Origin of the sequence: Streptomyces sp. NBC_00370 (genome assembly GCF_036084755.1) — a bacterium.
Taxonomy (GTDB): Bacteria; Actinomycetota; Actinomycetes; order Streptomycetales; family Streptomycetaceae; genus Streptomyces.
Map to the genome: position 1 here is coordinate 1,832,302 of NZ_CP107968.1, position 26,570 is coordinate 1,858,871.

The 26,570-nt window shown below is 71.3% G+C and carries 21 protein-coding genes; 12 read left to right on the forward strand and 9 right to left on the reverse strand.

Annotated elements, in window-relative coordinates:
* Window positions 1-13: 13 nt before the first annotated feature.
* Together OHS57_RS07835 and OHS57_RS07840 are read right to left on the reverse strand one after the other, a co-directional pair.
* Window positions 14-2,656, reverse strand: a complete 2,643-nt coding sequence (locus tag OHS57_RS07835) for an ABC transporter permease/substrate binding protein (RefSeq protein WP_328581480.1) — start codon at window positions 2,654-2,656, stop codon at window positions 14-16.
* Window positions 2,649-3,785, reverse strand: a complete 1,137-nt coding sequence (locus OHS57_RS07840) for a quaternary amine ABC transporter ATP-binding protein (RefSeq protein ID WP_328581481.1) — start codon at window positions 3,783-3,785, stop codon at window positions 2,649-2,651. Before OHS57_RS07840 ends, OHS57_RS07835 begins: the two co-directional genes overlap by 8 nt.
* Window positions 3,786-4,058: 273 nt before the next feature.
* Between OHS57_RS07840 and OHS57_RS07845 the strand changes: the two genes are divergently transcribed.
* The 5 genes from OHS57_RS07845 (at window position 4,059) to OHS57_RS07865 (ending at window position 8,721) form a co-directional block, all read left to right on the forward strand.
* A complete protein-coding gene (locus OHS57_RS07845; protein WP_041991446.1) occupies window positions 4,059-4,964 on the forward strand; it encodes a 5'-3' exonuclease in 906 nt (301 codons plus the stop codon).
* A 69-nt stretch (window positions 4,965-5,033) separates the two neighbouring features.
* Entirely contained in the window at window positions 5,034-5,876 is an 843-nt protein-coding gene (locus OHS57_RS07850; RefSeq protein WP_328581482.1) for a siderophore-interacting protein, read from the forward strand.
* A 187-nt stretch (window positions 5,877-6,063) separates the two neighbouring features.
* Window positions 6,064-6,648 carry a sigma-70 family RNA polymerase sigma factor gene (locus OHS57_RS07855; RefSeq protein WP_041991442.1) on the forward strand — a complete coding sequence of 195 codons (585 nt, stop codon included), beginning with the start codon at window positions 6,064-6,066 and terminating at the stop codon, window positions 6,646-6,648.
* Window positions 6,645-7,397, forward strand: coding sequence for an anti-sigma factor (locus OHS57_RS07860; RefSeq protein WP_328581483.1), 753 nt, complete (start codon window positions 6,645-6,647; stop codon window positions 7,395-7,397). Before OHS57_RS07855 ends, OHS57_RS07860 begins: the two co-directional genes overlap by 4 nt.
* Before the next feature lie 19 nt (window positions 7,398-7,416).
* Window positions 7,417-8,721 (forward strand): cryptochrome/photolyase family protein, encoded by a 1,305-nt coding sequence (locus OHS57_RS07865; protein ID WP_328581484.1) that lies wholly within the window; start codon window positions 7,417-7,419, stop codon window positions 8,719-8,721.
* 5 nt (window positions 8,722-8,726) lie between these two features.
* Here the strand turns inward: OHS57_RS07865 and OHS57_RS07870 are convergent, their stop codons facing one another.
* Genes OHS57_RS07870 through OHS57_RS07890 form a run of 5 tightly spaced genes read right to left on the reverse strand, consistent with a single transcriptional unit; the run spans window position 8,727 to window position 14,116 of the window.
* The gene (locus tag OHS57_RS07870; RefSeq protein WP_328581485.1) at window positions 8,727-9,539 is read right to left on the reverse strand and encodes a DUF1295 domain-containing protein; all 813 of its coding nucleotides are present in this window, start codon (window positions 9,537-9,539) and stop codon (window positions 8,727-8,729) included.
* Window positions 9,536-10,843: a cyclopropane-fatty-acyl-phospholipid synthase family protein gene (locus tag OHS57_RS07875; RefSeq protein ID WP_328581486.1), complete on the reverse strand. Its 1,308-nt coding sequence runs from the start codon at window positions 10,841-10,843 to the stop codon at window positions 9,536-9,538. Before OHS57_RS07875 ends, OHS57_RS07870 begins: the two co-directional genes overlap by 4 nt.
* Entirely contained in the window at window positions 10,840-12,114 is a 1,275-nt protein-coding gene (locus OHS57_RS07880; protein ID WP_443042850.1) for a class I SAM-dependent methyltransferase, read from the reverse strand. The genes OHS57_RS07875 and OHS57_RS07880 overlap by 4 nt, the downstream gene beginning before the upstream one ends.
* Entirely contained in the window at window positions 12,111-12,836 is a 726-nt protein-coding gene (locus tag OHS57_RS07885; RefSeq protein WP_443042851.1) for a DUF1365 domain-containing protein, read from the reverse strand. The genes OHS57_RS07880 and OHS57_RS07885 overlap by 4 nt, the downstream gene beginning before the upstream one ends.
* Window positions 12,833-14,116 carry an NAD(P)/FAD-dependent oxidoreductase gene (locus tag OHS57_RS07890; protein ID WP_328581488.1) on the reverse strand — a complete coding sequence of 428 codons (1,284 nt, stop codon included), beginning with the start codon at window positions 14,114-14,116 and terminating at the stop codon, window positions 12,833-12,835. Before OHS57_RS07890 ends, OHS57_RS07885 begins: the two co-directional genes overlap by 4 nt.
* Before the next feature lie 171 nt (window positions 14,117-14,287).
* On the opposite strand from OHS57_RS07890, the gene OHS57_RS07895 reads away from it, so the two are divergent.
* The 3 genes from OHS57_RS07895 to OHS57_RS07905 all read left to right on the forward strand — a co-directional run bounded on the left by OHS57_RS07895 (window position 14,288) and on the right by OHS57_RS07905 (window position 18,353).
* Complete coding sequence (locus OHS57_RS07895; protein ID WP_328581489.1) at window positions 14,288-15,916, forward strand: molybdopterin-dependent oxidoreductase; 1,629 nt, start codon at window positions 14,288-14,290, stop codon at window positions 15,914-15,916.
* A 92-nt stretch (window positions 15,917-16,008) separates the two neighbouring features.
* Window positions 16,009-16,671: a fasciclin domain-containing protein gene (locus tag OHS57_RS07900; protein WP_041991427.1), complete on the forward strand. Its 663-nt coding sequence runs from the start codon at window positions 16,009-16,011 to the stop codon at window positions 16,669-16,671.
* Window positions 16,672-16,745: 74 nt separating this feature from the next.
* Complete coding sequence (locus tag OHS57_RS07905) at window positions 16,746-18,353, forward strand: amino acid permease (protein ID WP_328581490.1); 1,608 nt, start codon at window positions 16,746-16,748, stop codon at window positions 18,351-18,353.
* On the opposite strand, the gene OHS57_RS07910 is transcribed toward OHS57_RS07905, so the two are convergent.
* Together OHS57_RS07910 and OHS57_RS07915 are read right to left on the reverse strand one after the other, a co-directional pair.
* Window positions 18,304-18,765 carry a hypothetical protein gene (locus OHS57_RS07910; protein ID WP_328581491.1) on the reverse strand — a complete coding sequence of 154 codons (462 nt, stop codon included), beginning with the start codon at window positions 18,763-18,765 and terminating at the stop codon, window positions 18,304-18,306. The two genes, OHS57_RS07905 and OHS57_RS07910, sit on opposite strands and share 50 nt — an antisense overlap.
* A 219-nt stretch (window positions 18,766-18,984) precedes the next feature.
* Window positions 18,985-19,623 (reverse strand): TetR/AcrR family transcriptional regulator, encoded by a 639-nt coding sequence (locus tag OHS57_RS07915; protein ID WP_041991421.1) that lies wholly within the window; start codon window positions 19,621-19,623, stop codon window positions 18,985-18,987.
* A gap of 179 nt (window positions 19,624-19,802) precedes the next feature.
* Here OHS57_RS07915 and OHS57_RS07920 point away from each other — a divergent pair, with 179 nt between their 5' ends.
* From OHS57_RS07920 to atzF, 4 genes are read left to right on the forward strand one after another with little or no spacing between them, the layout of a single operon-like run.
* The gene (locus OHS57_RS07920; RefSeq protein ID WP_328581492.1) at window positions 19,803-20,630 is read left to right on the forward strand and encodes an urea amidolyase associated protein UAAP1; all 828 of its coding nucleotides are present in this window, start codon (window positions 19,803-19,805) and stop codon (window positions 20,628-20,630) included.
* Window positions 20,627-21,283, forward strand: a complete 657-nt coding sequence (locus OHS57_RS07925; protein WP_328581493.1) for an urea amidolyase associated protein UAAP2 — start codon at window positions 20,627-20,629, stop codon at window positions 21,281-21,283. Before OHS57_RS07920 ends, OHS57_RS07925 begins: the two co-directional genes overlap by 4 nt.
* A complete protein-coding gene (locus tag OHS57_RS07930) occupies window positions 21,280-24,795 on the forward strand; it encodes a 5-oxoprolinase/urea amidolyase family protein (protein WP_328581494.1) in 3,516 nt (1,171 codons plus the stop codon). Before OHS57_RS07925 ends, OHS57_RS07930 begins: the two co-directional genes overlap by 4 nt.
* A gap of 27 nt (window positions 24,796-24,822) precedes the next feature.
* Window positions 24,823-26,562 (forward strand): allophanate hydrolase, encoded by a 1,740-nt coding sequence (gene atzF / locus OHS57_RS07935; protein WP_328581495.1) that lies wholly within the window; start codon window positions 24,823-24,825, stop codon window positions 26,560-26,562.
* Window positions 26,563-26,570 lie beyond the last annotated feature (8 nt).

The following is a 26,570-nucleotide window of genomic DNA, read 5'->3' on the forward strand; positions in this document are numbered from 1 at the left end:
CCGGACCAGAGGTCTAGAGCGGAGCCATCTTGTCCACGATGCCCGGCTTGGTCTTCATCCAGGCCTCCACCGCTTCTTCCTCGTGTCCCTTGCCGCTCTTCGTGATCTGGTTCTCCAGGCTCGCGAGGTCGCCCTCGCTCATCTTGAAGTCCTTGAGCCACTTGGTCAGCTGGGGGTACTGCTCGGGGAACTTCTTGCTGGCGACGGTGGTGATCTGGTCACCGGTGCCGAACGCCTTCTTGGGGTCGGCCAGCTTGGTCAGCTTGTACTCGTTGTAGGCCCAGTGCGGGCTCCACAGCATGACGGCGACCGGCTGCTTCTTGTCGTACGACCGCTTCAGCTCGGAGAGCATCCCGGGGGTCGAGCTGTCGAGGACCTTGTACTCCTTGTCGAGCCCGTAGCCGGGGACGACCTTGTTCTTCAGGATGTTCATGGTCTCGGTGCCCGGCTCGATGCCGATGATCCGGCCCTTGAACTCGGAGCCCTTGCCCTTGAGGTCGTCCAGGGTGCTGACGCCCTTGACGTAGCTGGGCACCGCGATCTCCAGCGAGGTGGGGCCGTACCAGGATCCGATCTTCGTCAGGTCGTCGTGGTACTTGTCCCAGTATCTCTTCTGCGTGTTGGGCAGCCAGCCGTCGAACTGGACGTCGAGCTGGCCACGCGAGAGCGCCGTGTACATCGGGCCGACGTCGAACTGCTTGAGGTTCATCTTGTAGCCGCGCTGTTCCAGCACGTTCTTCCACAGGTACGTGGCGGCGATGTCCTCGTCCCACGGGAACCAGGCGACGGTCAGCGCCCTGGCCCGCTCGTCCTTGCCGTTGGCCGCCTTGCTCACCTTGTCCTTGGCCTTGGGGACCGGCGCCCACTTGTCGAGGGCGTCCGGGTTGGCCTTCAGCCAGGCGCGTACGGCCTCCTGCTCCTTGCCCTTGCCGGTCGACTGGATCTTGGCCTCAAGAGAGCCGAGCTGGTCCTCGGTCATCTTGAAGTTCTTCAGCCAGGCCGCGGCCTGCGGGTTGTCGTCGGTGAAGCCCTTGCGGGCGAGCATGTGGATGCCGTCGCCCTTGCCCCACGCGTTCTGCGGGTCGGCGAGCTTGGTCATGTCGTACGTGGCGTAGGCCCAGTGCGGCGACCAGAGGACGACCGCGATGGGTTCCTTCTTCGCGTACGACCGCTTCAGCTCGGCCAGCATGCTGGGGGTCGAGCTGTCGACGACCTTGTACTCCTTGTCGAGCCCGTACGCCTTGAGGACCTTGCTCTTGAGCAGGCCCATCTCACCGGCGCTCGGCTCGATGCCGACGATCCGGCCCTTGAAGGTGGAGCTCTTGCCCTTCAGGTCCGCCATGGTCTTGACGCCCTTGACGTAGCTGGGGACGGCGATCTCCAGGGAGGTCTGGCCGTACCAGGATCCCATGTCCTCCAGCTTGTCGTGGTACTTGGCCCAGTACGTGGCGTGCGTGGTCGGCAGCCAGGAGTCGGTCTGGAGGTCGACCTGGCCGCCCGCCTGGCCCGCGTAGAGCGGTCCCGCGTCGTACTGCTTGGCGTCGACCTTGAAGCCGCGCTGCTCCAGCATCTCCTTCCAGAGGAATGTGGTGGCGATGCCTTCGTCCCAGGGGATGTAGCCCATGCTGACGGTCTTGCCCTGGCCCACGTTGCCGGGGTCGGACGCGGCGGTGTCGTCCGACGAGTCCGAGCCGCCGAAGATGCCGAGACCGCCGGCGACGAGCGCCAGGATCACCACGCCGGCGAGTGCGACGGCGGGCTGCGGGCGATGGTTCCAGATCTTCAGTCCGCCGGTCAGCGCCTGCGCCTTGGCCAGCGCGCGGCGGCCGATCGGTGAGACGTGCAGGCTGAGCGAGCCGGTGATCCGGTCCAGGTAGATGGCCAGGATGACGACGGACAGGCCCGCCTCGGCGCCGAGGCCGATGTTGACGTTGCCGATGGCCTCGAAGACGTCGGCGCCCAGGCCGTCGCCGCCGACCATGCCGGCGATGACCACCATGGACAGCGCCAGCATGATGACCTGGTTGACCCCGGCCATGATCGTCTGGAGCGCCAGCGGCAGCTGGACCCGGAGCAGCGTGTTGCGCGGGCTGGTGCCGAACGCGTCGGCGGCCTCGACCAGTTCCTCGTCTACCTGCCGGATGCCGAGTTCGGTCATCCGGACGCCGGGCGGCAGGGAGAAGATGATGGTGGCGATGATGCCGGGCGTCACGCCGATGCCGAAGAACAGCACACCGGGGATCAGATAGACCATGGCGGGCATGGTCTGCATCAGGTCGAGCACCGGCCGTACGACGGAGCTGACGGCCTTGGAGCGCGCCGTCCAGATGCCCAGCGGCACGGCGATGACCAGGATGATGATCGTCGCGACGAGGACCATGGTCAGCGTCAGCATCGCGTGGTCCCACAACTCGAACGAGTCGATGAGCGCGAAGCCGATGAAGGTGAGCACGCCCGCGCTCAGGTTCCGCAGCCACCAGGCGATGACGGCGAAGATGCCGGCGAGCAGCAGCGGCTGCGGGGCGGAGAGGACGGCGTTGATGCCGTCGTCCATGTGGGTGAGCAGCCAGGTGATGGCGTCGAAGAGCCAGCTGAGATGGTCGGTGAGCCAGTCGACGACGTTCTCGACCCAGTCACCGAAGTGGATCCTAGGCACCGGCCACCGCCTTGTCGGTGGATACCGGCGTGGTCAGCTGGGTGTCGGCCGGGGTGGCCGGCGTCATCGGCTCGCCGAGCACGGCGAGCAGTCTGGCGCGCGGTACGACCCCGATGAGCTCCCCGTCGTCGCCGGTGACGGCGACGGCGACCCCGCTGGTGGAGCAGGGGGTGAAGAGTTCGATGATCGGGGTGGCGGCGGGGACGACGGCGGGGGCCGCCTCGATGATGTCCTCGGGGGTGCGCAGTTCCTTGCCGCTCTCCGTCGTGGTGCCGAGCGCGGTCTCCACGTCGGCCATGATCGCGCCTGCCGTGAGCACCCTGGAACGGTCGACATCCTGGGTGAAGGAGGCCACGTAGTCGTTGGCGGGCGTGACGAGGATGTCCTCGGCGGTGCCCAGCTGGACGATCCTGCCGTCGCGCATCACGGCGATCCGGTCACCGAGGCGCATGGCCTCGTTGAGGTCGTGCGTGATGAAGACGATCGTCTTCTTGAGCCGCTTCTGTATCTCCAGCAGCTGGTCCTGCATGTCGCGCCGGATCAGCGGGTCGAGCGCGCTGAACGCCTCGTCCATCAGCAGGACGTCGGCGTCGGTGGCGAGGGCGCGGGCCAGGCCCACGCGCTGCTGCATACCGCCGGAGAGTTCGTCGGGCCAGGACTTCTCCCAGCCGCCGAGCCCCGCCAGCTCCAGTGCCTCGCCGGCGCGCTCGACACGCTGCTCACGCGGGACACCCTGTACTTCGAGGCCGTAGGCGACGTTCTCCAGCACGTTGCGGTGCGGGAAGAGCGCGAAGTGCTGGAAGACCATGCTGATTTTGTTCGCGCGCACCTCCCGCAGCTGCTGCGGGGTCAGGGCAGTCAGGTCGTCGCCGTCGAACAGAACCTGGCCCGATGTCGGTTCCGAGAGTCCGTTGAGCATGCGCAGCAGCGTGGACTTGCCGGATCCCGAGAGCCCCATCACGACGAATATCTCGCCGGGCTCGACCGAGAACGAGGCGTCGATCACTGCTGCGGTCGTACCTTCGGCGCGGAGCTCCTCACGGTCCTTGCCGCTTTCGAGCTTCGGCACAGCTTCGTCTGGTCGTATACCGAACACCTTGTACAGATGTTCGGCCTGGAGCCTGGACACATACACCTCACGCGTCGAACCGAGTACGGCCCGGCACCCCCGCGGGCGGGCCGTGGAGCGGGGCGGGGTCGGCCCGCAGCGCCCGGCCCATGGCGAAAAGGGCCGGGTCCGCTCCGGCTTCGCCCCTGCCCTACGTTGTAGAGCGCAAACAAGTATGTGTTCCAGGTCACATTTCCGTTCCCTGTACGGAGGGTGACATGCCGTTGGCCGCCGACCGACCGCGGTCCGCTGTCAGTGGGGTGCGGCATCATCAGGCGTGTGACGCGACGCCTGATGCTCCTCGACACCGCTTCCCTCTATTTCCGCGCCTATTTCGGCGTGCCGGACTCCGTACGCGCTCCGGACGGCACCCCGGTCAACGCGGTGCGCGGCCTGCTGGACTTCATCGCCAGGCTGGTCCAGGACCACCACCCGGACGATCTGGTGGCGTGCATGGACGCCGACTGGCGGCCGCAGTGGCGGGTGGATCTCATCCCTTCCTACAAGGCGCACCGGGTTGCGCGGGAACGCAGCGAGGGACCGGACGAGGAGGAGACGCCGGACACGCTGGCGCCCCAGGTGCCGATCATCGAGGCGGTGCTGGACGCGCTGGGCATCGCCCGCGTCGGCGTCGCCGGGTACGAGGCGGACGATGTGATCGGCACGCTCGCCGGCCGGTCCGCGGGGCCAGTCGACATCGTCACCGGCGACCGGGATCTGTACCAGCTCGTCGACGACACCCGGGGCGTGCGGGTGCTCTACCCGGTCAAGGGGGTCGGCACCCTCCAGCTGACGGACGAGGCCGCGCTGCGGGAGAAGTACGGGGTCGACGGCCGGGGATATGTGGATCTGGCGCTGCTGCGCGGTGACCCGAGCGACGGGCTCCCCGGGGTGCCGGGGATCGGCGAGAAGACGGCCGCCAAGCTGCTGGACGCCTTCGGCGACCTGGCCGGGATCATGGCGGCCGTGGACGACCCGCACGCCAAGCTCACCCCTTCGCAGCGCAAGCGGCTGGACGAGGCCCGGGACTATGTGGCGGTCGCGCCGACCGTGGTGCGCGTCGCCGGTGACGTACCCCTGCCGGACTTCGACCCGGCGCTGCCGTCCGAGCCGCGCGATCCGGCGATGCTCGACGCCCTGGCGGCGCGCTGGGGTCTTGGCGGTGCGCTGCAGCGACTGCTGGCGACGCTGCGGAGCTGAAGTGCTAGCTTAGGTAAGCCTAAGCAGCCGTCGTGCACGCATCGTCGGGCAAGCATCAGGGAGAGCGCAGTGGCAGACCGACCGGCCCGCAGGACACCGAAGGCCCGTGAGGCGCGCGTGACGCGCACGGAACAGCTCACCCCGCACATGGTGCGGCTGGTGCTCGGCGGTGAAGGTCTCGACGGCCTCGAAGCCGACGAGTTCACCGACCACTACATCAAGGTGCTGTTCGCCCCCGAGGGCGTGAGCTACCCCGAGCCGTTCGACATGGAGCAGATCAGGGCCGACCTCCCGCGCGAGCAGTGGCCCACGACCCGTACGTACACGGTGCGCGGCTGGGACGCGGCGGCCGGTGAGCTGACCGTCGACTTGGTGGTGCACGGCGACGAGGGCCTGGCGGGCCCGTGGGCGGCGCGCGCCCAGGTGGGCGACCCGGTGAGGTTCCTCGGCCCCGGCGGCGGTTACGCACCGGACCCGGCGGCCGACTGGCATCTGCTGGTGGGCGACGAGAGCGCCCTGCCCGCCATCGCGGCCTCACTGGAGCGGGCCCCGGCCGGCGCGGTGGTGCATGCCTTCGTCGAGGTCGCGGGCCCCGAGGAGGAGCAGAAGATCGCCGCCCCCGACGGGGTCGCGCTCACCTGGCTGCACCGCGGCGACCGCCCGGTGGGCGAGGCGCTGGTCGCCGCCGTACGCGAACTGGACTTCCCGGCGGGCGACGTGCACGCGTTCGTCCACGGCGAGGCGGGTTTCGTGAAGGACCTGCGCCGCTATCTCCGGGTGGAGCGCGACGTCCCGCGCGAGCGGCTGTCCGTCTCGGGGTACTGGCGCCTGGGCAAGACCGACGAGGCGTGGCGGGCCGTCAAGCGGGAGTGGAACGAGCAGGTGGAGCGCGAGCAGGAGAGCGCGGCCTGAGACACGTACGGCTACGGCAACGGCGGCGTCCCCCGAAGCAGGGGGGCGCCGCCGTTGCCGTGGGGCCGTAGCGTCGTGCTGCCGCGGGGCCGTCGGACGGACTTCCGGTACGGGCGGAAGTCGACCAATCCGTTCGGGCACCGGCTCCGAATCGGTCCTGAAGAGTGTTCGAAGGAGGAAAGCTCGCGTGAAAGAAGCCGTACACATCGGCGGACCCGCCTCGGCGGGGCCTGATCTGCAAGAACTGCTGGGTCTCGTGGCCCGGGGCGACCAGGACGCCTTCGCCCGCGTGTACGACACGGTCTGCGGGCCCGTACTCGGTCTGGTGCGTTCCGTGCTGCGCGACCCCGCCCAGTCCGAAGAGGTCACCCAGGAGGTGCTGCTGGAGATCTGGCGGTCCGCCACCCGCTTCCAGCCGTCCCGGGGCAGCGGTATGACCTGGGTGCTGACGCTGGCCCACCGCAGGGCCGTCGACCGGGTGCGCTCGGCCCAGGCGTCCAGCGACCGCGAGCACAGGGCCGCGCTGCTGGACCGTACCCCCGCCTTCGACGAGGTCACCGAACAGGTGGAGGCCCGGCTGGAGCGGGAACAGGTACGGCGCTGTCTGCGCACCCTGACCGAACTGCAACGCCAATCGGTGACGCTGGCTTACTACCAGGGTCTGGCCTACCGCGAAGTGGCCGAACTGCTCGCCGTACCGCTGGGCACGGTCAAGACCCGGCTGCGCGACGGACTCATCCGGCTGCGCGACTGCCTGGGGGTGAGCTCATGAGTACCGCGGAACTGCACACGCTGACCGGCGCCTACGCACTGCACGCACTGGAACCGGCCGAGCGCGACGCTTTCGAGCGGCATCTCGCCGAATGCCCGGCCTGTGCCCAGGAGGTGAGCGAGCTGGCGGCGACGGCGGCCCGGCTCGGCCTCGCCGTGTCCGTCACACCACCGCCCGCGATGAAGGAGCAGCTGCTCCGCAGGATCGCGACGGAGCGCCAGGACCCGCCCAGGGTCGCCCCGGAGTCCCGTTCGGGCGCCGCCGGCAGGCGCGGCCGGGCACTGTCCCGCTTCGCGCTGGCCGCGTGCCTCGCCGTCGCCGCCGCGTTCGGCGGCATCGCCGCCTGGCAGCATCAGCAGGCGCAGGACGCCCGCGCCCAGGCGCAGTCGTCGCAGCAGCGGTCCGAGGCGCTGGCCTCGGTGCTCGCCGCGCCGGACGCCAAGGTCACCACGGGCAAGCTGACCGACGGAGCCACCGGCACCGTCGTCGTCTCGCGGAACCAGGACAAGGCGGCCTTCGTCGCGGCCGGGCTGCCCGAACCGCCGAACGGCAAGGTGTACGAGCTCTGGTTCAACGACGGCGGCAAGATGCGGGCAGCGGGGCTGCTCAGCCCCTCCGCCGGATCGGACGCCGTACTACTGTCCGGGACCGTCGGGGAGGCTTCGGGCATGGGGATCACCGTCGAACCGGCGGGCGGCTCCGACCAGCCCACGTCGGACCCGCTGGCCCTGATGAACTTCCCCGCCTGAGGACCGTGAGGACAGCTACATGAGCGTTGCGGTGGTGCTCTTCACCTCCGACCTGCGGGTGCACGACCAGCCGGTGCTGCGCGCGGCCCTGCGCGGCGCCGACGAGGTCGTACCGCTGTTCGTCCTCGATCCGGGGGTGCGGGCGGCGGGGTTCGACGCGCCGAACCGGCGCGCCTTCCTGGCCGACTGTCTGGCGTCCCTGGACGACGGACTGCGGGAGAGAGGCGGCCGGCTGATCGTCCGTTCGGGTGAAGTCGTCGACGCGGTCTGCCGGGTGGTGCGCGAGAGCGGCGCCCGGCAGGTCCATGTCGCGGCGGGGGTCAGCCGGTACGCGGCGCGCAGGGAGGAGCGGCTGCGCGCCGCGCTGGCGGGGGCCGGCTGCGCGCTCGACGTGCACGAGGCGGTGGTCACGGCCGTGCCGCCGGGGGACCTCACCCCGGCGGGCGGCCGTGACCACTTCGCCGTGTTCACGCCGTACTTCCGGCGCTGGCAGGCGACCGGGCTGCGCGCGGTGATGCCGGCGCCGAAGGCGGTACGCGTCCCCGCGCTCGACAGCGATCCGCTGCCGAAGCGGGCGGACGTGACCGGCGTGTCCCCCGGTCTCACCGACGGCGGTGAGGCGGTGGGCAGGGAACGGCTGGCGGCCTGGCTGCGCGCGGGCATCGAGTCGTACGAGGACCGGCACGACGACTTGGCGGGCGACGCCACCTCCCGGCTCTCGCCCTTCCTGCACTTCGGCTGCCTGTCGGCCGTGGAGCTGGTGCACCAGGCCGGCCGCAAGGGCGGTCCGGGCGCCGAGGCGTTCGTACGGCAGCTCGTCTGGCGGGACTTCCACCACCAGGTGCTCGCCGCCCGTCCCGACTCCGCCTGGTCGGACTACCGCGGCCGGGCCGACCACTGGCGTGACGACAGCGCGGACATCGCCGCCTGGCGGGCGGGCCGTACCGGCTATCCGCTGGTCGACGCGGCGATGCGGCAGCTGGCGCACGAGGGGTGGATGCACAACAGGGGCCGGCTGCTGGTGGCGAGCTTCCTCACCAAGACGCTGTACGTGGACTGGCGCGTCGGCGCCCGGCACTTCCTGGACCTGCTGGTCGACGGGGATCTCGCCAACAACCAGCTCAACTGGCAGTGGGCGGCGGGTACCGGTACCGACACCCGCCCCAACCGGGTGCTGAACCCGCTCACCCAGGCCAAGCGCTTCGACCGGGACGGCGCGTACGTACGGCGCTGGCTCGGTGCGGACGCCGACAGCCCCGAACCGGTCGTGGACCTCGGTGAGGGCCGCGACCGGTTCCTGCGGGGCCGTGGTCAGCAGCCGTGAGGCCGCTACGACTCCCGTGACCTGCGCGGCGGCAGCGGGAAGAAGCCGCTGGTGCGGGCGGTGTACTCGGCGAACCCCGGCCGGTCCGCCATGTGCCGCTCCAGCAGCCGCTTCCCGCTGCCCTTGGTCAGCAGGTAGCTCATCACCAGCGGGCTGACCACGGTCGCCGCCGCGACCACCGGGTCGTCGCAGACGATCAGGAACAGCCCCCACCAGACGCAGAAGTCGCCGAAGTAGTTGGGATGCCGGGTCCAGCTCCACAGCCCCCGGTCCATCACCCGGCCCTTGTTGGCCGGATCCGCCTTGAAACGGGCCAGCTGCCGGTCGCCGACCGCCTCGAAGACGAGGCCGACCAGCCACAGCGCCCAGCCGACGTAGGCGACGGGCCCCACAGCGCCCGGGATGTACATCGCGGCCTGGACGGGCAGCGAGACCAGCAGCACCAGCGCGCCCTGGAGCAGGTAGATCATCCGCAGCGCGTAGAGGTTCCGGTTGCCGGGTGCCTTGTCGAGCATCCGCGCGTACCGGGGGTCCTCGCCGTGGCCGTGGCCGCGCGCCGCGATATGGACGGCGAGCCGCAGCCCCCACACCGCGGTCAGGACCGTCACCAGCAGCCGCCGTACGTCGTCGCCCTCGCCCGCCGACAGGGCGTACGAGACGACGGCGACCGCGGCGAACCCGGCGCCCCAGGCGATGTCGACGACGCGGTGCAGCCCCTTGGCCGCGCCGATCGCGAAGGTCACGAGCATGACGGCGAGCGCGGTGGCGGCGCAGATCCCGACGCCCGTGCCGAACGCGCCCCACGGGTAGCCGTTCATCGCAGCTCACCCGGCCGGTACCAGTCACGCGGCGTCGCCGCCATCCCGCTCACCCCGTCGTCCGTCGGTCGTACCGCCAGGATCTGGTCCACGCCCATCCGGCGCTCCTCGAACGCGAGGGCGCCGCCGACCAGGTACAGCCGCCAGACCCGCGCGGTCTGCGCGCCGACGAGCGCGGCGAACTCCGCCCAGCGCTCCTCCAGGGTGCGGTGCCAGGCACCGACCGTACGGATGTAGTGCTCGCGCAGGGCCTCCACCGACCGTACTTCGAGCCCGGCGCCCTCCAGCAGCGACACGGTCTCGCCGAGCGGGCGCATGTGCATGTCGGGGGCTATGTAGGACTCGATGAACGCGCCGCCGCCGGGTGCCGTGGTGCCCCGGGACATCTGCTGGACGAGCACCCGGCCGCCGGGCCGCAGCATCCGGTGCAGGGTCGCGGTGAAGCCGGGGTACTCGGCGTCGCCGACATGCTCGCCCATCTCGACGGTGGACACCGCCTCGTACGAGCCGCCGACGATGTCGCGGTAGTCCCGCAGCTGTACGTCGACCAGCTCATCAAGGCCGCGCTCGCGCACCTGGGCCCGCACGTGGTCGGCCTGTTCGGCGGCGAGGGTGACGGCGGTGACCTGGGTCTTGTACTCCTGCGCCGCGTAGAGGGTGAGCGAGCCCCAGCCGCAGCCGATGTCCAGCAGCCGGGCGCCGGGGCGCAGTTCGAGCTTGCGGCAGATCAGCTCCAGCTTGTCGCGCTGCGCGTCGGCGGCGCTGTAACCGGGCTCGTCGCTCGTCCAGTAGCCGCAGGAGTACGCCATCGTCTCGTCGAGGAGCAGCGCGTAGAACTCGTTCGACAGGTCGTAGTGATGGCTGATGGCGGCCCGGTCGCGTGACCTGCTGTGCAGGGCGCCGCCCAGCCTGGCCTGGGAGGCCGGGGCCGGCGGCCGGGGGCCGAGCGCGCCGAGCCGCAGCGCGGTGGCGGCGGCCCTGGCCCGGTCGCCCGCTGTGAGCTTCGGCGGGCGCAGTCCGCGTTCCCGCACGGCGCGCCAGACGGTGCGCAGTCCGTCGGCGAGATCGCCTTCGATGTCCAGCTCTCCGGTGATGTACGCCTGGGCCAGGCCGAGTTCGTTCGGCTGCCAGACCAGTCTGCGCAGCGCGCGGCGGGAGCGCAGCACGACGGTGGGCGCGTCGTCGGGTCCCGCGACCGAGCCGTCCCAGGCGCGCAGCCGCAGCGGCAGCCGGCCGCCGAAGAGCTGTTCGGCGAGGGGGAAGAGCCGCTGGGCGGCGCCGTCGTGCGGGGCGGGTCGCGTCATCGGGGCTGTGCCTCCTTGGTGAGCATCATCTGGCGCACGTCGAGATAGCCGGAGCGGAAGCCCGCTTCGGAGTAGGCGAGGTAGAAGGTCCACATCCGGCGGAACGTCTCGTCGAAGCCGAGTGCGTCGATCTGCGGGGTGCGCGCCTCGAACTCCTCGCGCCACAGGCGCAGCGTCTCGGCGTAGTGCGGTCCGAAGCCGTCGCTGTCGGCGACGCGCAGCGCCGTGTGCCGTTCGGTGATCTGCTCGATCGCCTCGGTCGACGGCAGCAGACCGCCGGGGAAGATGTACTTCTGGATCCAGGTGAAGGTGTCCTTCGTGGCGAGCATCCGGTCGTGGGCCATGGTGATCGCCTGGAGCGAGATCCGGCCGCCGGGTGCCAGCAGCCGGTCCAGGGTGGTGAAGTAGTCGGGCCAGAACTCGGCGCCGACGGCCTCGATCATCTCGACGCTGACGACGGCGTCGAAGGTGCCTTCCACCAGCCGGTAGTCGCTGAGCAGGACCGTGACGGCCTCGCTGAACCCGGCGGCGGCGATGCGCTGTTGGGCCAGTTCCCGCTGTTCGCGGGAGAGGGTCACGGTGGTCACGGTCGCGCCGCGCGCCGCCGCGCGGACGGCGAGTTCGCCCCAGCCAGTGCCGATCTCCAGCAGCCGGGTGCCCGCGCCGACGCCGGCCTCGTCGAGGAGCCGGTCGATCTTGCGGTGCTGGGCCGCCGCCAGCAGCGCCCGGTCGGCGGGGAAGCCGCGGAAGAGCGCCGACGAGTACGACAGCGTCTCGTCGAGGAAGAGCGCGAACAGGTCGTTGGACAGGTCGTAGTGGTGGCTGATGTTCTCCCGCGAACCCTCGGGGGTGTTGCGCTGCGCCGCCGGGTGGCGCGGCGCCCACGCGGCGCGCAGGGTGCGCAGCGGCGCCGGTACGAGCGAGGCCGCGTGCTCGGCGAGTACGGTCAGCAGGCCGACCAGGTCGTCGGCCTCCCACTCCCCCGCCATGTACGACTCGCCGAAGCCGATCAGACCGCCGGCGCCGATCCGCCGGAAGAACGCGCGCGGCTCGTGCACGACCATCAGCGGGCCGCCGAGTCCGAGCGTCCCGGTGTCGCCGAGCCTGACGCGCAGCGGGAGCCTGCCGAGCGCGTACCGGACGATCCGCTCGGCGATCGCCGTACGCAGCCAGGAGGCCTGCGGCAGCCGGGCCACGTCGGGCCAGCGTGCCGCGTCGACGGCTGCGGACCTCGTCCTGCGGGCTACCGACGACTGGATTGACGTGCTCACTTCGTACCTTCCTGGGGCCGGGGACGGGGTTGCACGGGCAGTCCGCGCAGATAGAGCCGGATGCCGTGCAGACGGATTCCGGCGGAGACGAGGGCGGTGGACCACGGATGGCGCAGGGCCGCCCGCAGCAGGGTCCGGGACGTGGCGGGGCGGCGTTCGCCCCGTACGGTCGCGGTGAACGGGGTGCTGCCAGGACGCTCCAGCCGGATCCGCAGGCCCAGCCGCTCGCCGGGCTCGGGCAGCCGCATGTCGTACGCGCCGTCCACGGGGAAGAACGGCGAGACGTAGAACTCCTTGTCCACGCGCGAGCGGCCGGCGGCGTCGGGGCGCAGCAGATACGCGTGCCGCCCGCCGTAGGTGTTGTGGACCTCGGCGACGGTGCACAGCGGGGTGCCGTCGGCGCCGCGGCACCAGTACAGGGTCAGTGGGTTGAAGACGTACCCGAACACCCGGGCGTGACTGAGCATCATCACACTGCCGTCCGCCAGGTCGATGCCGCGCGGGGCGAGGAACGCCGCAAGTCCCTCGCGGATCGTGGGCTCGGTGCCGTCGAAGTGGTCGCGGGCGTCGAAGCGGGCGAGCGGGCGCAGCAGCCGGGGCAGCGCGGGCGGCCGGTCGGGGTCGGTCAGCCACATGTAGGTGCGGAAGCCGAACGCGTAGCGGCGCGGCGAGGTGCGCACATGGCTGATCAGGCAGGTGTAGACGGCGGGGACTTCGCTCACCACGCGACTCCCAGCGCGGCTGCGGCCTCGACGCCGGAGCGGCAGCCGTCCTCGTGGAATCCCCAGCCGTGGTAGGCGCCCGCGTAGGCGGTGACGGGGCCGCTCAGCTCGGGCAGCAGCCGCTGGGCGGCGACCGACTCGGGGGTGTAGACGGGGTGTTCGTACGTCATCCGGGCGAGGACGCGGTCCTCGTCGACGCGGCCTTCGCCGTTCAGTGTCACCACGTAGGTGTCGGGGCCTTCGATGCGCTGGAGCCGGCTCATGTCGTAGCTGACCTGTACGGCGTCGGCGCCCGCCGTGCAGGAGGGCATGACGTAGTTCCAGGAGGCGCGGGCGCGCGCGGCGCGGGGCAGGAGGCTCGTGTCGGTGTGCAGCCGGGTGGGGTTGCGGGAGTAGCGGAAGGCGCCGAGCACCCGCCGTTCCGCATCGGTGGGATCGGCCAGCAGCCGCAGCGCCTGGTCGGGGTGGACGGCGATGACCACGGAGTCGTAGTGGGCGGTGCTGCCGTCGTCGGAGACGATGTCGACACCGGCGCGTCCGTTGTCGGGTCGGCGCACGGCCCGTACCGGTGTGGCGGTGTGGACGGCGGCGAGCTGCTTGCCGACACGTTCCACGTACGCGCGTGAGCCGCCGCTGACGGTGCGCCAGACGGGCGAGCCGCTGATCGCGAGCATGCCGTGGTGGGCGAGGAAGCGGAACAGGTAGCGGGCCGGGTAGCGCAGCGCGGTGGTGGGGTCGCAGGACCAGACCGCCGAGACCACCGGGGTCAGGAAGTGCGCGGTGAAGTAGGGCGAGAAGCGCCCGGCGGCGACGAACTCGCCCAGGGTCTGCTCGGCCGCTCCGGCGTCCGGTGTGGCGAGCAGGGCGCGGGCCCGCCGGTGGAAGACCGGGACCTCGGCCAGCATCCGCAGGTAGCGGGGGCGCAGCGCGTTGCGCGGCTGGGCGAGGAGACCGCCGGGGCCGCGCGCGCCCGCGTACTCCAGGCCACAGCCCTCGCACCGCACCGACATGCTCATCTCCGACTCCTGCGTGGCAACGCCGAGTTCCCCGAGGAGCCGGAGCAGAAACGGATATGTCCGGGTGTTGTGCACGATGAAACCGGAATCGACGCGGTGCACCCCGCCGTCCGACGACGGTATGTCGTGGGTGTGGGCGTGTCCGCCGAGCCGGTCGTCCGACTCGTACAACGCCACCTCGTGCGAGTTCCGGAGTACGTAGGCGGCCGTGAGGCCCGCCACTCCGCCGCCCACCACGGCCGTACGCCGACGCTCACCGCTCATGTCGCTCCGCTCCTCGGATTCCGCTGCCTGCACGGCCCTCACACACGGCCCCGCACAGTGCATTCGAGGCCGGAGGGCCGCGGGATTGGTTTCTGCGGCGATCTTTCTTGATACAGCGACAACCTCAATTCCTTCGGGTGAACGACCAATCCGCCGTGGTTCTCGCACCGAATGGCCGACGTGAGCGAAGATCGGAAAGTCCTTACAGCAGTGCGGGTGGGTCTGGCGGGTTTGAGCGGCCTGCTCGCCGGCCTCGCCGCGCTGTGCGTCGCCGAGCTCGTCTCCGCGGCCGTCAGGCCCGAGTCGAGTCCGGTGACGGCGGTCGGCGGAGCGGTCATCGACCGCACGCCGCCCGAGCTGAAGGACTTCGCCGTACGGCACTTCGGCACGAACGACAAGCTCGTCCTGCAGCTCGGCATCCTGGTCCTCCTGGCGCTCTTCGCCATGGCGATCGGAGTGGTCGCGCTGCGGTGGCGGCGGGTCGGTTCGGCCCTGGTTCTGGTCTTCGGTGTGGTCGGGGCGGTAGCGGCGGTGGGGCGGCCTGACGGCCACACACTCGACGCGCTGCCCTCGGCCGTCGGTGGCGTGCTGGCCTGCGGAGTGCTGTATCTGCTGGCCGGCCGGCTGGCCGCCCGTCCCGCCCCGGCTCCCGCTTCCGGCGTGTCGGAAGGGCCGTTCGCGGTCGCCGGGGCGGGCGGGACGGCAGGCACCTTCGACCGGCGCGGCTTTGTGATCGCCGCGACGGCCGCGGTGGCGGCATCGGCGGGAGCGGGCGTAGCGGGGCGCCGGCTCAACGCATCAGGGGCCGCCGAGGCCGCCGCCTCACGTCAGGACATCGTGCTGCCCCGCCCCGCCTCACCGGCGCGTCCGGTACCGGCGGGCGCCGAGCTGGGGGTGAAGGGGCTCAGCCCCTTCACCACGCCCAGCAAGGACTTCTACCGGGTGGACACGGCGCTCGTCGTGCCACGGGTGGACGCGGGCAGCTGGCGGCTGCGGATCCACGGCAAGGGCGTCCGCAAGCCGCTCACCGTGACCTATCAGGATCTGCTGCGCCGGGAGCTGATCGAACGCGACATCACCCTGACCTGCGTGTCCAACCAGGTCGGCGGCCCGTATGTGGGCAACGCCCGCTGGATCGGGGTGCGGCTGGCCGACCTGCTGCGCGAGGCGGGGGTGAAACCGCCGTCCCAGGGCGGCCCGGCCGACCAGCTGGTGGCCCGTTCGGTGGACGGCATGACGATCGGCTCCCCCGTCGACACGGTCATGGACGGCCGTGACGCGATGCTGGCGCTCGGCATGAACGGGGAGCCGCTGCCCTTCGAGCACGGTTTCCCGGTCCGGATGCTGGTGCCGGGTCTGTACGGCTACGTCTCGGCCTGCAAGTGGATAGAGGACCTCGAACTCACCACGTTCGACGACTACGACCCGTACTGGGTCAAGCGCACCTGGTCCAAGCGGGCCCCGATCAAGACCGAGTCCCGCATCGACACCCCCCGGCCGTTCGCGAGCCCCAAGTCGGGCAAGGTGCCCGTCGCCGGGGTGGCGTGGGCGCAGCACCGGGGGATCGCCAAGGTCGAGGTACGGGTCGACGGCGGCGGCTGGCACGAGGCGCGGCTGGCGGCCGAGGACAGCAAGGACACCTGGCGGCAGTGGACCTGGGAGTGGCCGGCCTCCTCGGGGAGCCACACCCTCGAAGTCCGCGCGACCGACAGGGACGGCTACACGCAGACGGACAAGCGCGTCGGGACCGTACCGAACGGCGCGACCGGCTGGCATTCGGTGGTGGTCGCCGTGACCTGAGCCCTCCGGCGTCCCGCTCTCTCCGAACTTCCCCTGAAAACCCCTGAATCACTTTCAGAATCACCTCTCGAATCACCTCCAAGGAGAACCTCATGATCGCCACTCGCCTCCACCGTGCCGCCCTCGCCGTCGTCGGTGCCGTCGTCCTGCCGCTCGCCCTCAGCGCCTGCTCCAGCGACGACAAGAGCGACTCGAACACCGACAGCAAGGCGTCGGCCGCCGCCGAGGCGTCGAAGCCGGCTTCGGACATGCCGAGCGACGGCATGGACAACATGGCGGGCAAGCCCTTCGGCCCGGCGTGTGCCTCGGTGCCCACGAGCGGCGCCGGCAGTTTCGACGGCATGGCGCAGGACCCGGTGGCGACGGCCGCCTCCAACAACCCCGACCTGTCCACGCTGGTCACAGCGGTGAAGAAGGCCGGGCTCGTCGACACCCTCAACAGCGCCCAGAACATCACGGTGTTCGCGCCGACCAACGAGGCGTTCGCGAAGATCCCGAAGGCCGACCTGGACAAGGTGCTCGCCGACAAGGCGACGCTCACCAAGATCCTTACGTACCACGTCGTGGGCCAGAAGCTCACCACCAAGGACCTGGCGAGCGGCACGTACCCGACGCTGGAGAAGGGCACCCTGACGACCGCCGGTTCGGGCGACGCCTTCAAGGTCAACGACTCGGCGAACATCGTCTGCGGCGACGTCCCCACCTCCAACGCGACGGTGAACATCATCGACACGGTGCTGATGCCGAAGATGTGACCGTGGTGACACGCCGGTGAAACAGCCTCTCCCTAATTTCTGTCAATCGACAGAATCAGGGACAGGGGCCCTTCATGAGCGTCACCGCATCCGCAGCCGGAGCCCGCTCCGAGGCCGGCCAGGGCGACTCAGTCGCGCTGGCCGGTTTCGGCTATCGCCAGGAACTGCACCGCAGCCTGGGGCAGTACGCGTCGTTCGCCGCCGGGTTCTCCTTCATCTCCGTCCTCACCACCGTCTTCCAGTTCTTCGCGTTCGGCTTCTCGTTCGGCGGGGCCGCCTTCTTCTGGACCTGGCCCGCCGTGCTGGCGGGGCAGTTGCTCGTCGCGGCCTGCTTCGCCGAACTGGCCGCCCGCTACCCGCTGTCGGGCGCGATCTACCAGTGGTCGACCAGGCTCTCCACCCCGTCGTTCGGCTGGTTCGCCGGCTGGATCATGGTGATCGGACAGATGGTCGTGGTGGCGGCGGCAGCGCTCGCGCTCCAGGTCGTGCTGCCCGCGATCTGGAGCGGTTTCCAGCTCGTCGGTACGGACAGCTCACCGGCGTCGGCGAGCGGAGCGGCGAACGCGGCGCTGCTCGCCGTGGCGCTGCTGGTGGTGACGACGGTGGTGAACCTGCTGGACAACCGCGTGATGTCGGTGGTGAACCGGGTGGGGGTCACGGCCGAGATCGTCGGCGCTGTGCTGATCGTGGTGCTGCTGTTCACCCACGCCGACCGCGGCCCCGGCGTCACGCTGCACACCGGCGGCCAGGGCGGCGCGATCGGCGCGCTGCTGGTGGGCTCCTTCACCGCGGCGTACGTACTGATCGGGTTCGACAGCGCGGGCGAGCTGAGCGAGGAGACCCGCTCCCCGCGGCGTACCGCGCCCCGTACGATCCTGCTCGCCCTCGCCGCCGCGGGGGTCCTCGGCGGGCTGCTGCTGCTCGGCGGAGTGCTGGCGGCGCCGAGCCTGACCGACGGACGGCTGGGCACCGAGGGCCTGTCCTACGTACTGACCAGCACTCTCGGGGAGGGCGTCGGCCGGGCGCTGCTCGTCGACGTGGTGGTGGCCATCGCGGTGGCGACCCTGGCCATCCAGACGTCGGGCTCACGGATGCTCTTCTCGATGGCCCGCGACGGCTCCCTACCGGGCGCCGGCCTGCTGGCCAAGGTCTCACCCCGCACGGGCATGCCGACGGCGACGGCCCTGACGGTGGGCGTGGCGGCGGCCGCCCTGTGCCTGCTCAACCTGGCCTCCCCGGAGGCCTTTCTGGCCATCGGCACGACCTGCATCGCGATGCTCTACCTCGCCTACCTGATGGTCACGGCCCCGATGCTGCTCCGCAGACTGCGCGGCAGGTACGACACGACGCGGGCCGACACAACACACCCCGACACGACCGACGAGAGCGGCAAGCCGCTCTTCTCCCTGGGCCGTTGGGGCCTGCCGGTCAACGCCCTGGCCTGCCTCTACGGCGTGGCGATGACGGTCAACCTGGCCTGGCCCCGAGCCACGGTCTACGACCCGGCGGGTGGCCACTGGTACTTCCAGTGGTTCACGATCCTGTTCCTGCTGGCCACGGTGGGACTGGGCGGTCTGTACCGCGCGTTCGTAGCGAGGCGGGGCCGTCGGCCGGATCCGCTCAAGTCCGTATCTACGCCGGCTGCTGACGCAGCGTCAACGGCTGGCAGCCCCGTACGGTGACCACGCCGTCGGCGGTGTCCAGGGTGATCTCGATCCGCTCGTTCCGGCCGCCCGCGCGGAACTGCGGCAGCCGGTCCGGGTCGCTGGGCTCGGTGGTCACCGAGCAGATCAGCGGGGGCGCCGAACGGGCGCCGTCCGAGACGTACGTGCCCTCGGGGAGGTCCTGGCCGACGGTGTAGTCACCGTCCCCGAACTCCTCCCCGCCACCCGGGGCGGGGAGCACGGCCGCGGTGTCCTCACCACGCGGATCCCGGCCCCCGCCGCCGGTCGCGATACTGCCGACAACAAGGACCAGGAGGACTGCCCCGACGGTGGTGAACACCGTATGCCGCGCGAACCAACCGGGACCGGGCGGCGACGGTTCCGCCTCCGGTCCGTCCGGCTGCGGGAGCGGGTCGTGCTGCTGACTCACGTGACATGTCCCCTTAAGACAATTTTCCGGACGTTTTGCACCGGGGTGCGTGAATGTATCCGGACGAACGGGGACTCGTGGCAGTTTCGGCAACTCCCGGCGGAACAAGCGGAACCCGGCTAATCTCTTCGCACACGCCGCTGCCCGGGTTCGGCGATCGGGCACCTTGGGTCGGTGAACTGGCCCATTTGGCTGCCGCGTTGGACCGGTGACGTCGGCTCAGGCGGTCTTGGTCGGGACGCCGACTATGCGTAGTGCCGCGTCCGCCGTTGCCGAGGCGAAGGATTCGACCGGGCGCGCGGGGTCGGAGCGGTGGACGAGGATGACGCTCTCGATCAGGCCGAAGACCAGGTCCGTACGCAGGGCCCGTTCGGCCGGGTCGAGGCGGGCGCCCGGTGCTGTCGCCGTCAGCAGGCTGCCGTAGGTGTCCTTGAGGTCGGCGCGGGTGCGGTGGAAGCCGGTGAAGCGCTCCGACCGGACCTCGGGCAGCAGGTAGAGGCCGCCCAGGTTGTGCGGGCCGCCGCACAACAGCTGCACGTCGGAGCGGCACAGCTCCCACAGCCGGTCCTCGGCCGGGCGGTCGCGGTCGGCGAGCAGTCCCCTGGCCAGGGTCAGCGACGGGGCCACCGTCGATTCCAGCAGCTCGGCCAGCAGGTCTTCCTTGCCGCCGAAGTAGTGGTACATCGTCGCCTGGCGCATACCGGCGCGCTCGGCGACGGACCGGGTCGTCGTCGCCGCGTACCCGAGCGTCGTGAACAACTCAGCTGCGGCGCCCAGCAGTTCGTCGCGGGCGGACAGCCCGCTGTCCGGTCGCTGCGCCGCGCGTGGCCGTCCGACCCGTCGTCCCGTCGTGCCCATGCACCGATCGTCGCACAGCGCGCCGCGTCCCCGGATCTTGGTGAGTTTCCGGTAACGCGCGCGCAACGGCCGGGCAACGGCGCCGAAGCCGCCCCCGCCTAATTTCTGTCGGGCGACAGAAACAACGGAGTGCCCTAAGAGCCAGGGAAGCAGCGACCGAGGAGCCCGGAGGCCGAGTCATGAAGACAGCCACGACACACGGGGCCAGGACCCACGCCCGCGCCCAGGCGGGACGCCGGGCCGACGCCATGCCCGTGGTGCCGGCCACCGACTGGCCCGCGCCGCCCTGCGGCGCCGGGCATCTGGTGTGGGCCGAGACCGTCGCCGGCGGCGGCTACACGCATCGTGTCGTGGCGCGCGGCACCGAGATCCGCCTCACCGACCTGCGCGGCGACGCCTGCGCCCATCTGCTGCTCCACGCGGACGGCCGGCCCTGGGAGCGGCTGAACACCGCCGACACGGTCAAGGTCCAGTGGAACGCCTATCTGCGCGCGGGCCGGCTGCTCCTGTCCGACCAGGGGCGGGTCCTCGCCTCGCTGACCGAGGACACCGCCGATGGCCGGCACGACGCGCTGTGCGGCACCTCGACCCGCGCCTCGAACACCGCGCGGTACGGCGACGGTGCCGTGCACTCCAACTCCCCCGCCGGACGGGAGCTGTTGAAGCTCGCCGCGCTCAAGAACGGCCTTGAGCCGCGCGATCTGCCGCCCTCCGTCTCGTTCTTCCAGGGAGTGGAGATACGCAAGGACGGCACCCCGGTCCTCACCGGCTCGGCCGGCCCCGGCGGCTCGGTGACCCTGCGCGCCGAGCAGGACCTGACCGTACTGATCGCCAATGTGCCCCACCCGCTCGACCCACGGCCCGACTACACCAGTACCCCGCTGGAAGTACTCGCCTGGACGGCCGCCGCCACGCAGCCCGGCGACCCGTTGTGGGACGCCACGCCCGAGGGCCGCCGCGCGTTCCTCAACACCGCCGAATTCCTCGCAGCGAAGGGCGTCCGATGACCGGCACCAGCAGCACCGTCGTACCCGCCCGGGCCGCCTGGTCCGCCGTCGTCCGCGCGGGCCGGCTCCTCACCCTCACCGATCTGCGCGGCAACCAGGCCGTGGACTTCCTGGTGTACGACGCCCAGGACACCGCCGTCCGCTACAGCGCCCCCGACACCATCCAGGCGCAGTCGAACATCTACCTCACCACCGGCAGTGTGCTGATGTCGAACGAACACACCCCGCTGATGACGGTCACCGAGGACACCTGCGGCCGGCACGACACACTCGGCGGCGCCTGCTCCAAGGAGTCGAACACCCTGCGCTACGGCCACCACACCTGGTCCCAGCACGCGTGCGTGGACAACTTCCTGAGCGAGGGGGCCCGTTACGGTCTCGGCAAGCGCGATCTGGTCTCCAACGTGAACTGGTACATGAACGTGCCGGTGGAGAAGGACGGCACGCTCGGCATCGTGGACGGCATCTCCGCGCCCGGTCTGCGCGTCACCCTCCGCGCCGAGACCGACGTATTGGTCCTGGTCTCCAACTGCCCTCAACTCAACAATCCCTGCAACGGGTTCGACCCGACCCCCGTCGAGATGACCATCACGACCCCTGCCGATGCGCCCGCCACCGACACGGCCGCCGCCGACTCGGGCGCCGCCGCATGAGCTTCGACACGCTGCTGGTCGCCAACCGGGGCGAGATAGCCGTACGGATCATCCGTACCGCGCGGCGGCTCGGGCTGCGTACCGTCGCCGTCTTCTCCGACCCCGACCGCCCCGCGCCCCACGTACGCCTCGCCGACGAAGCCGTACGGATCGGTCCCGCGCCCGCCAAGGAGTCCTACCTGGACGCGGAGTTGGTGCTGCGGGCCGCCAAGGACACCGGCGCCGGCGCCATCCACCCCGGCTACGGATTCCTCTCCGAGGACGCGGCCTTCGCCCGCCGGTGCGAGGACGCCGGAATCGTGTTCGTCGGCCCGACGCCCCGTCAGCTCGACCTCTTCGGCGCCAAACACACCGCCCGGGCGGCGGCCGAGGCGGCGGGTGTCCCGCTCGCACCCGGCACCGGTCTGCTGCCGAACCTCGTGGCCGCGCTCACCGCCGCCGAGGCCGTCGGCTATCCGGTGATGCTCAAGGCCACCGGCGGCGGAGGCGGCATCGGCATGCGCGCCGTCCGTGACGCGGCCGGGCTCGCCGACGCGTGGGAGCAGGTGCAGCGGGTGGCCGCCGCGTCGTTCTCGTCCGCCGGGGTGTTCCTGGAACGGCTGGTCGAGGACGCGCGCCATGTCGAGGTGCAGGTCTTCGGCGACGGTCTCGGCCGGGTCGTCACCCTCGGCGACCGGGACTGCTCACTCCAGCGCCGCAACCAGAAGGTGCTCGAAGAGGCCCCGGCCCCCGGCCTGCCCAGCGCCGTACGTGAGCGCCTGGCCTCCTCGGCGCGGGAGTTGTGCGCGTCCGTGGACTACCGGTCGGCGGGGACGGTCGAGTTCGTGTACGACGCCGCCCGCGAAGAGGCGTACTTCCTTGAGGTCAACACCCGCCTCCAGGTGGAACATCCCGTCACCGAGGCGATCCACGGCATCGATCTGGTCGAGTGGATGCTCCGGCTCGCGCAGGGCGAGACCGACGTCGTCCAGCAGCCCGCCGCACCTCGCGGGCACGCCGTCGAGGCCCGCGTCTACGCCGAGGACCCCACACGCGAACACCGCCCGAGCGCCGGGCTGTTGACCCAGGTCGCCTTCCCCTCCGACATGCCGGCCGTACGGGTCGACTCCTGGATCGAGACGGGTACGGAGGTGACGACCGCGTACGACCCGATGCTGGCGAAAGTCGTCGCCCGGGGCGCGGACCGGGCCGAGGCGTTCGCCACCCTGGACTCGGCACTGGCCCGCACCCGCGTCGACGGCATCGAGACCAATCTGGGGCTTGTCCGCGCCGCCCTCGCCGAGCCGTCGGTGGCGGCGGCCACCCATTCCACCGCCACCCTCGCCTCGGTCACCGATCCGACGCCGCGCATCGAGGTGACGGCGGGCGGCACCCTGACCACCGTGCAGGACTGGCCGGGCCGCACCGGCTACTGGCAGGTGGGCGTGCCGCCGTCGGGCCCGATGGACAGCCGCTCGTTCCGGCTCGGCAACCGCGCGCTGGGGAACGACGAAGGCGCCCCCGGGCTCGAATGCACCCTGCGAGGACCGACGTTGCGCTTCAGCCACGCGACCACGGTCTGTGTCACCGGCGCCCCGGCACCGGTCACCGTCGACAGCGGCGGAGTCACCGCACCCGCGCCGCTGTGGGAGCCGGTCACGGTCCCCGCCGGCGGGTCCCTCACCGTCGGCGCGCCCGACGGGACCGGGCTGCGGACGTACGTCCTGTTCGCGGGCGGCGGGATCGACGTCCCCGGCTTCCTGGGCAGCGCCGCCACCTTCACCCTGGGCCGGTTCGGCGGCCACGGCGGCCGGGCGCTGCGGACAGGGGACGTCCTGCACGGGGGTGCGGAGGCCACGTCCGCCGGTGCTGTGCCGCCCGCCGAACGGCCCGCCATGGCGCACACCTGGCAGCTCGCAGTGGCCGAAGGTCCGCACGCGGCGCCGGAGTTCTTCACCGAGGACGACATCAGGGCGTTCTACGGCGCCGACTGGAAGGTGCACTTCAACTCGGCCCGCACCGGCGTCCGGCTGATCGGGCCCACCCCGCGCTGGGCGCGAACCGACGGCGGTGAGGCGGGACTTCACCCGTCCAACATCCATGACACGCCGTACTCGGTGGGCGCCGTCGACTACACCGGCGACATGCCGGTGCTGCTCGGCCCCGACGGCCCCTCGCTGGGCGGATTCGTCTGCCCTGCGACCGTCGTGACCGCCGAGCGCTGGAAGCTGGGACAGCTGCGCCCCGGCGACACCGTCCGCTTCACCCCGGTGACGGTCACGGGCGAGGCGAGGCCCGAGATCGTCGACGGCGGCGTCCTGTACCGGGAGGACGATGTCACCTACCGGCGCTGCGGCGACGACAACATCCTGGTCGAGTACGGTCCGATGCAGCTCGATCTGGCGCTGCGGATGCGGGTGCACGCCCTGATGGAAGCGCTGGCGGCCCAGGCCGTCCCCGGGATCACCGATCTGACGCCCGGTATCCGCTCGTTGCAGATCCGGACCGATCCGGCCGTGCTGCCGCAGTCCGAACTGCTGCGGCTGCTCCGCCGCACCGAGGCGGCGCTGCCGCCCGCCGACGAGCTGGTGGTGGAGTCGCGCACCGTCCATCTGCCGCTCTCCTGGGACGATCCGGCGACCCGCGAGGCCATCGAGCGCTACATGACGGGGGTACGGGACGACGCGCCGTGGTGCCCGTGGAACATCGAGTTCATCCGGCGGGTCAACGGTCTGGCGTCGGTCGACGACGTGTACCGCACGGTCTTCGACGCCGAATATCTCGTACTGGGCCTGGGCGACGTGTACTTGGGCGCGCCGGTCGCCACGCCGCTGGACCCGAGGCACCGGCTGGTCACCACCAAGTACAACCCGGCCCGCACCTGGACCGCCGAGAACTCGGTCGGTATCGGCGGCGCCTATCTGTGCGTGTACGGGATGGAGGGGCCCGGCGGCTACCAGTTCGTGGGCAGGACCACCCAGGTCTGGTCCCGCTGGCGCGAACAGCCGTGGCTGCTGCGGTTCTTCGACCGGATCAAGTGGTATTCGGTGAGCGCGGACGAACTCCTCGCGCTGCGCGCCGACATGGCGGCGGGACGCTTCGTACCGCGCACCGAGGACGGTACGTTCGCGCTCGCCGACCATCAGCGGTTCCTCGCCCGGAACGCGGCTGCCATCGAGGAGTTCAAGACACGGCAGGCGGCGGCGTTCGGCGCCGAGCGCGCGGCGTGGGAGGCGTCGGGCGAGTTCGCCCGCGCGACACAAGAGCCGGCCGCGCAGCACCCCGATCGGGCCGAGCTGACCGTCCCACCGGGCAGCCGGCTGCTGGAGGCCGAATTCGCGGCCTCGGTGTGGCAGTTGAACGTGGCCCAGGGTGACACGGTCAAGGCCGGACAGCCGCTGCTCGCCCTGGAGGCGATGAAGATGGAGTCCCGGGTCCACGCGCCGGCCGACGGCGTGGTCACGAGGGTGCTGACCGCGCCCGGTGCCCAGGTCGAGGCCGGTACCCCGCTGCTGATCCTGTCCCCGGCCTGACGGCCCGTCATGACTCAGGAGGCCCCCATGGCAACCGGCCCTGTCACCACCGTCCTTGAGCGGGTACGCGCCGCCTACCGGCGTATCGAAGAAACCGGACGGCCCGAGATCTGGATCACCCTGCGGCCGCAGGAGGACGTGGAAGCCGAGGCCCGCGCCCTCGACACACGCGGACCCGACGCCACGCGCACGCCGGACACCTCACACCCGCCGGACGCCCCACGGCTGCCGCTGCTCGGTCACCTGCTCGCGGTCAAAGGCAACATCGACGTCGCGGGCCTGCCCACCACCGCGGGCTGCCCGTCCTACGCGTACGAGCCCGCCGGCGACGCACCCGTGGTGGCGCGGCTCCGGCAGGCGGGCGCGCTGGTCATCGGCAGCACGAACATGGACCAGTTCGCCACGGGCCTGGTCGGCACCCGCTCTCCGTACGGCGCCGTACGGTGCGCCGTCGACCTGGAACGTATCTCCGGCGGGTCGAGTTCGGGGTCGGCGGTGGCCGTGGCCCTCGGCATCGTGGATCTGGCCCTCGGCACCGACACCGCGGGCTCGGGCCGGGTGCCCGCCGCCTTCAACGGGATCGTCGGGCTGAAGCCGTCGCGCGGGCTGGTGCCGATCCGGGGCGTGGTGCCCGCCTGCGCCAGCCTGGACTGTGTCAGCGTCTTCGCCAGAACACTTACCGAGGCGCGGCTCGCCCTGGCGCTGATGGCCGATCCTGCGGAGTCCGGCCGGGACGGGACCGGCCGCGACGCACCACGCAGGCGCCCGGGGCCCTGGCGGGTCGCCGTACCGCCGACGGACCAGCTCGGACCGCTGGAGGACGGCTGGGCCGTGGCGTACGAAGCGGCTGCCGCGCGCCTGACCACCTCGGGCGCCCAACTCGTGACGGTCGATCTGACCCCGTTCACCGAGGCGGCGGCGATGCTCTACGAAGGGGCCTTCGTCGCCGAGCGGTACACCGCCGTAGGTGCCTTTATCGACAAACACACCGGCGCCGCCGACCTCGATCCGACCGTGGCGACCATCATCGGCCGGGCCAGGGACATCCCCGCGCACCGGCTCTACGCCGACCAGGCGCGCCTCGCGGAGCTGCGCGCCGCCGCGCTGGCGACGCTGGGCGACGCCGACGCCCTGCTGCTGCCGACAGCGCCCCGGCATCCCACGCTCGCGGAGGTGGCCGCCGACCCGTTGGGCGTGAACGCGGACCTCGGCCGGTTCACCAACTCCACGAATCTCTTCGACCTGGCCGCCGTCGCCGTCCCGGCGGGTGAGGTGCGCGGCAGGCCCTTCGGGGTCATGCTCGTCGGCCCGGCAGGCACGGACGACCGGCTGGCGACGCTGGCCGAAGACCTGGGCCGGAGCCGCCAGCGCGTCACTCTCACCGTGGTCGGCGCGCATCTGTCCGGGCAGCCGCTGAATCCGCAGTTGCTCGCGGCGGGCGCCCGGCTGGTCCGTACGACCAGCACCGCACCCCGCTACCGGCTCTACGCCCTGCGCACCGACCCGCCCAAACCGGGCCTCGTGCACACCGGAGAAGCAGTCGAGACCGGGACCGAGGCCGGTGCCGCGATCGAGGCCGAGGTATGGGAGCTGCCCACCGAGGGGCTGGGCACCATCGTGGCCGCGCTCCCCCGGCCCATGACCATCGGCCGGGTGGAGCTGGCGGACGGCGCGAGTACCGCGGGCTTCCTGTGCGAGCCCGCTGCGCTCGACGGCGCCGTCGACATCACTTCGTACGGTGGCTGGCGCGCCTACCTGAGCGGCTGAGGCGCGGC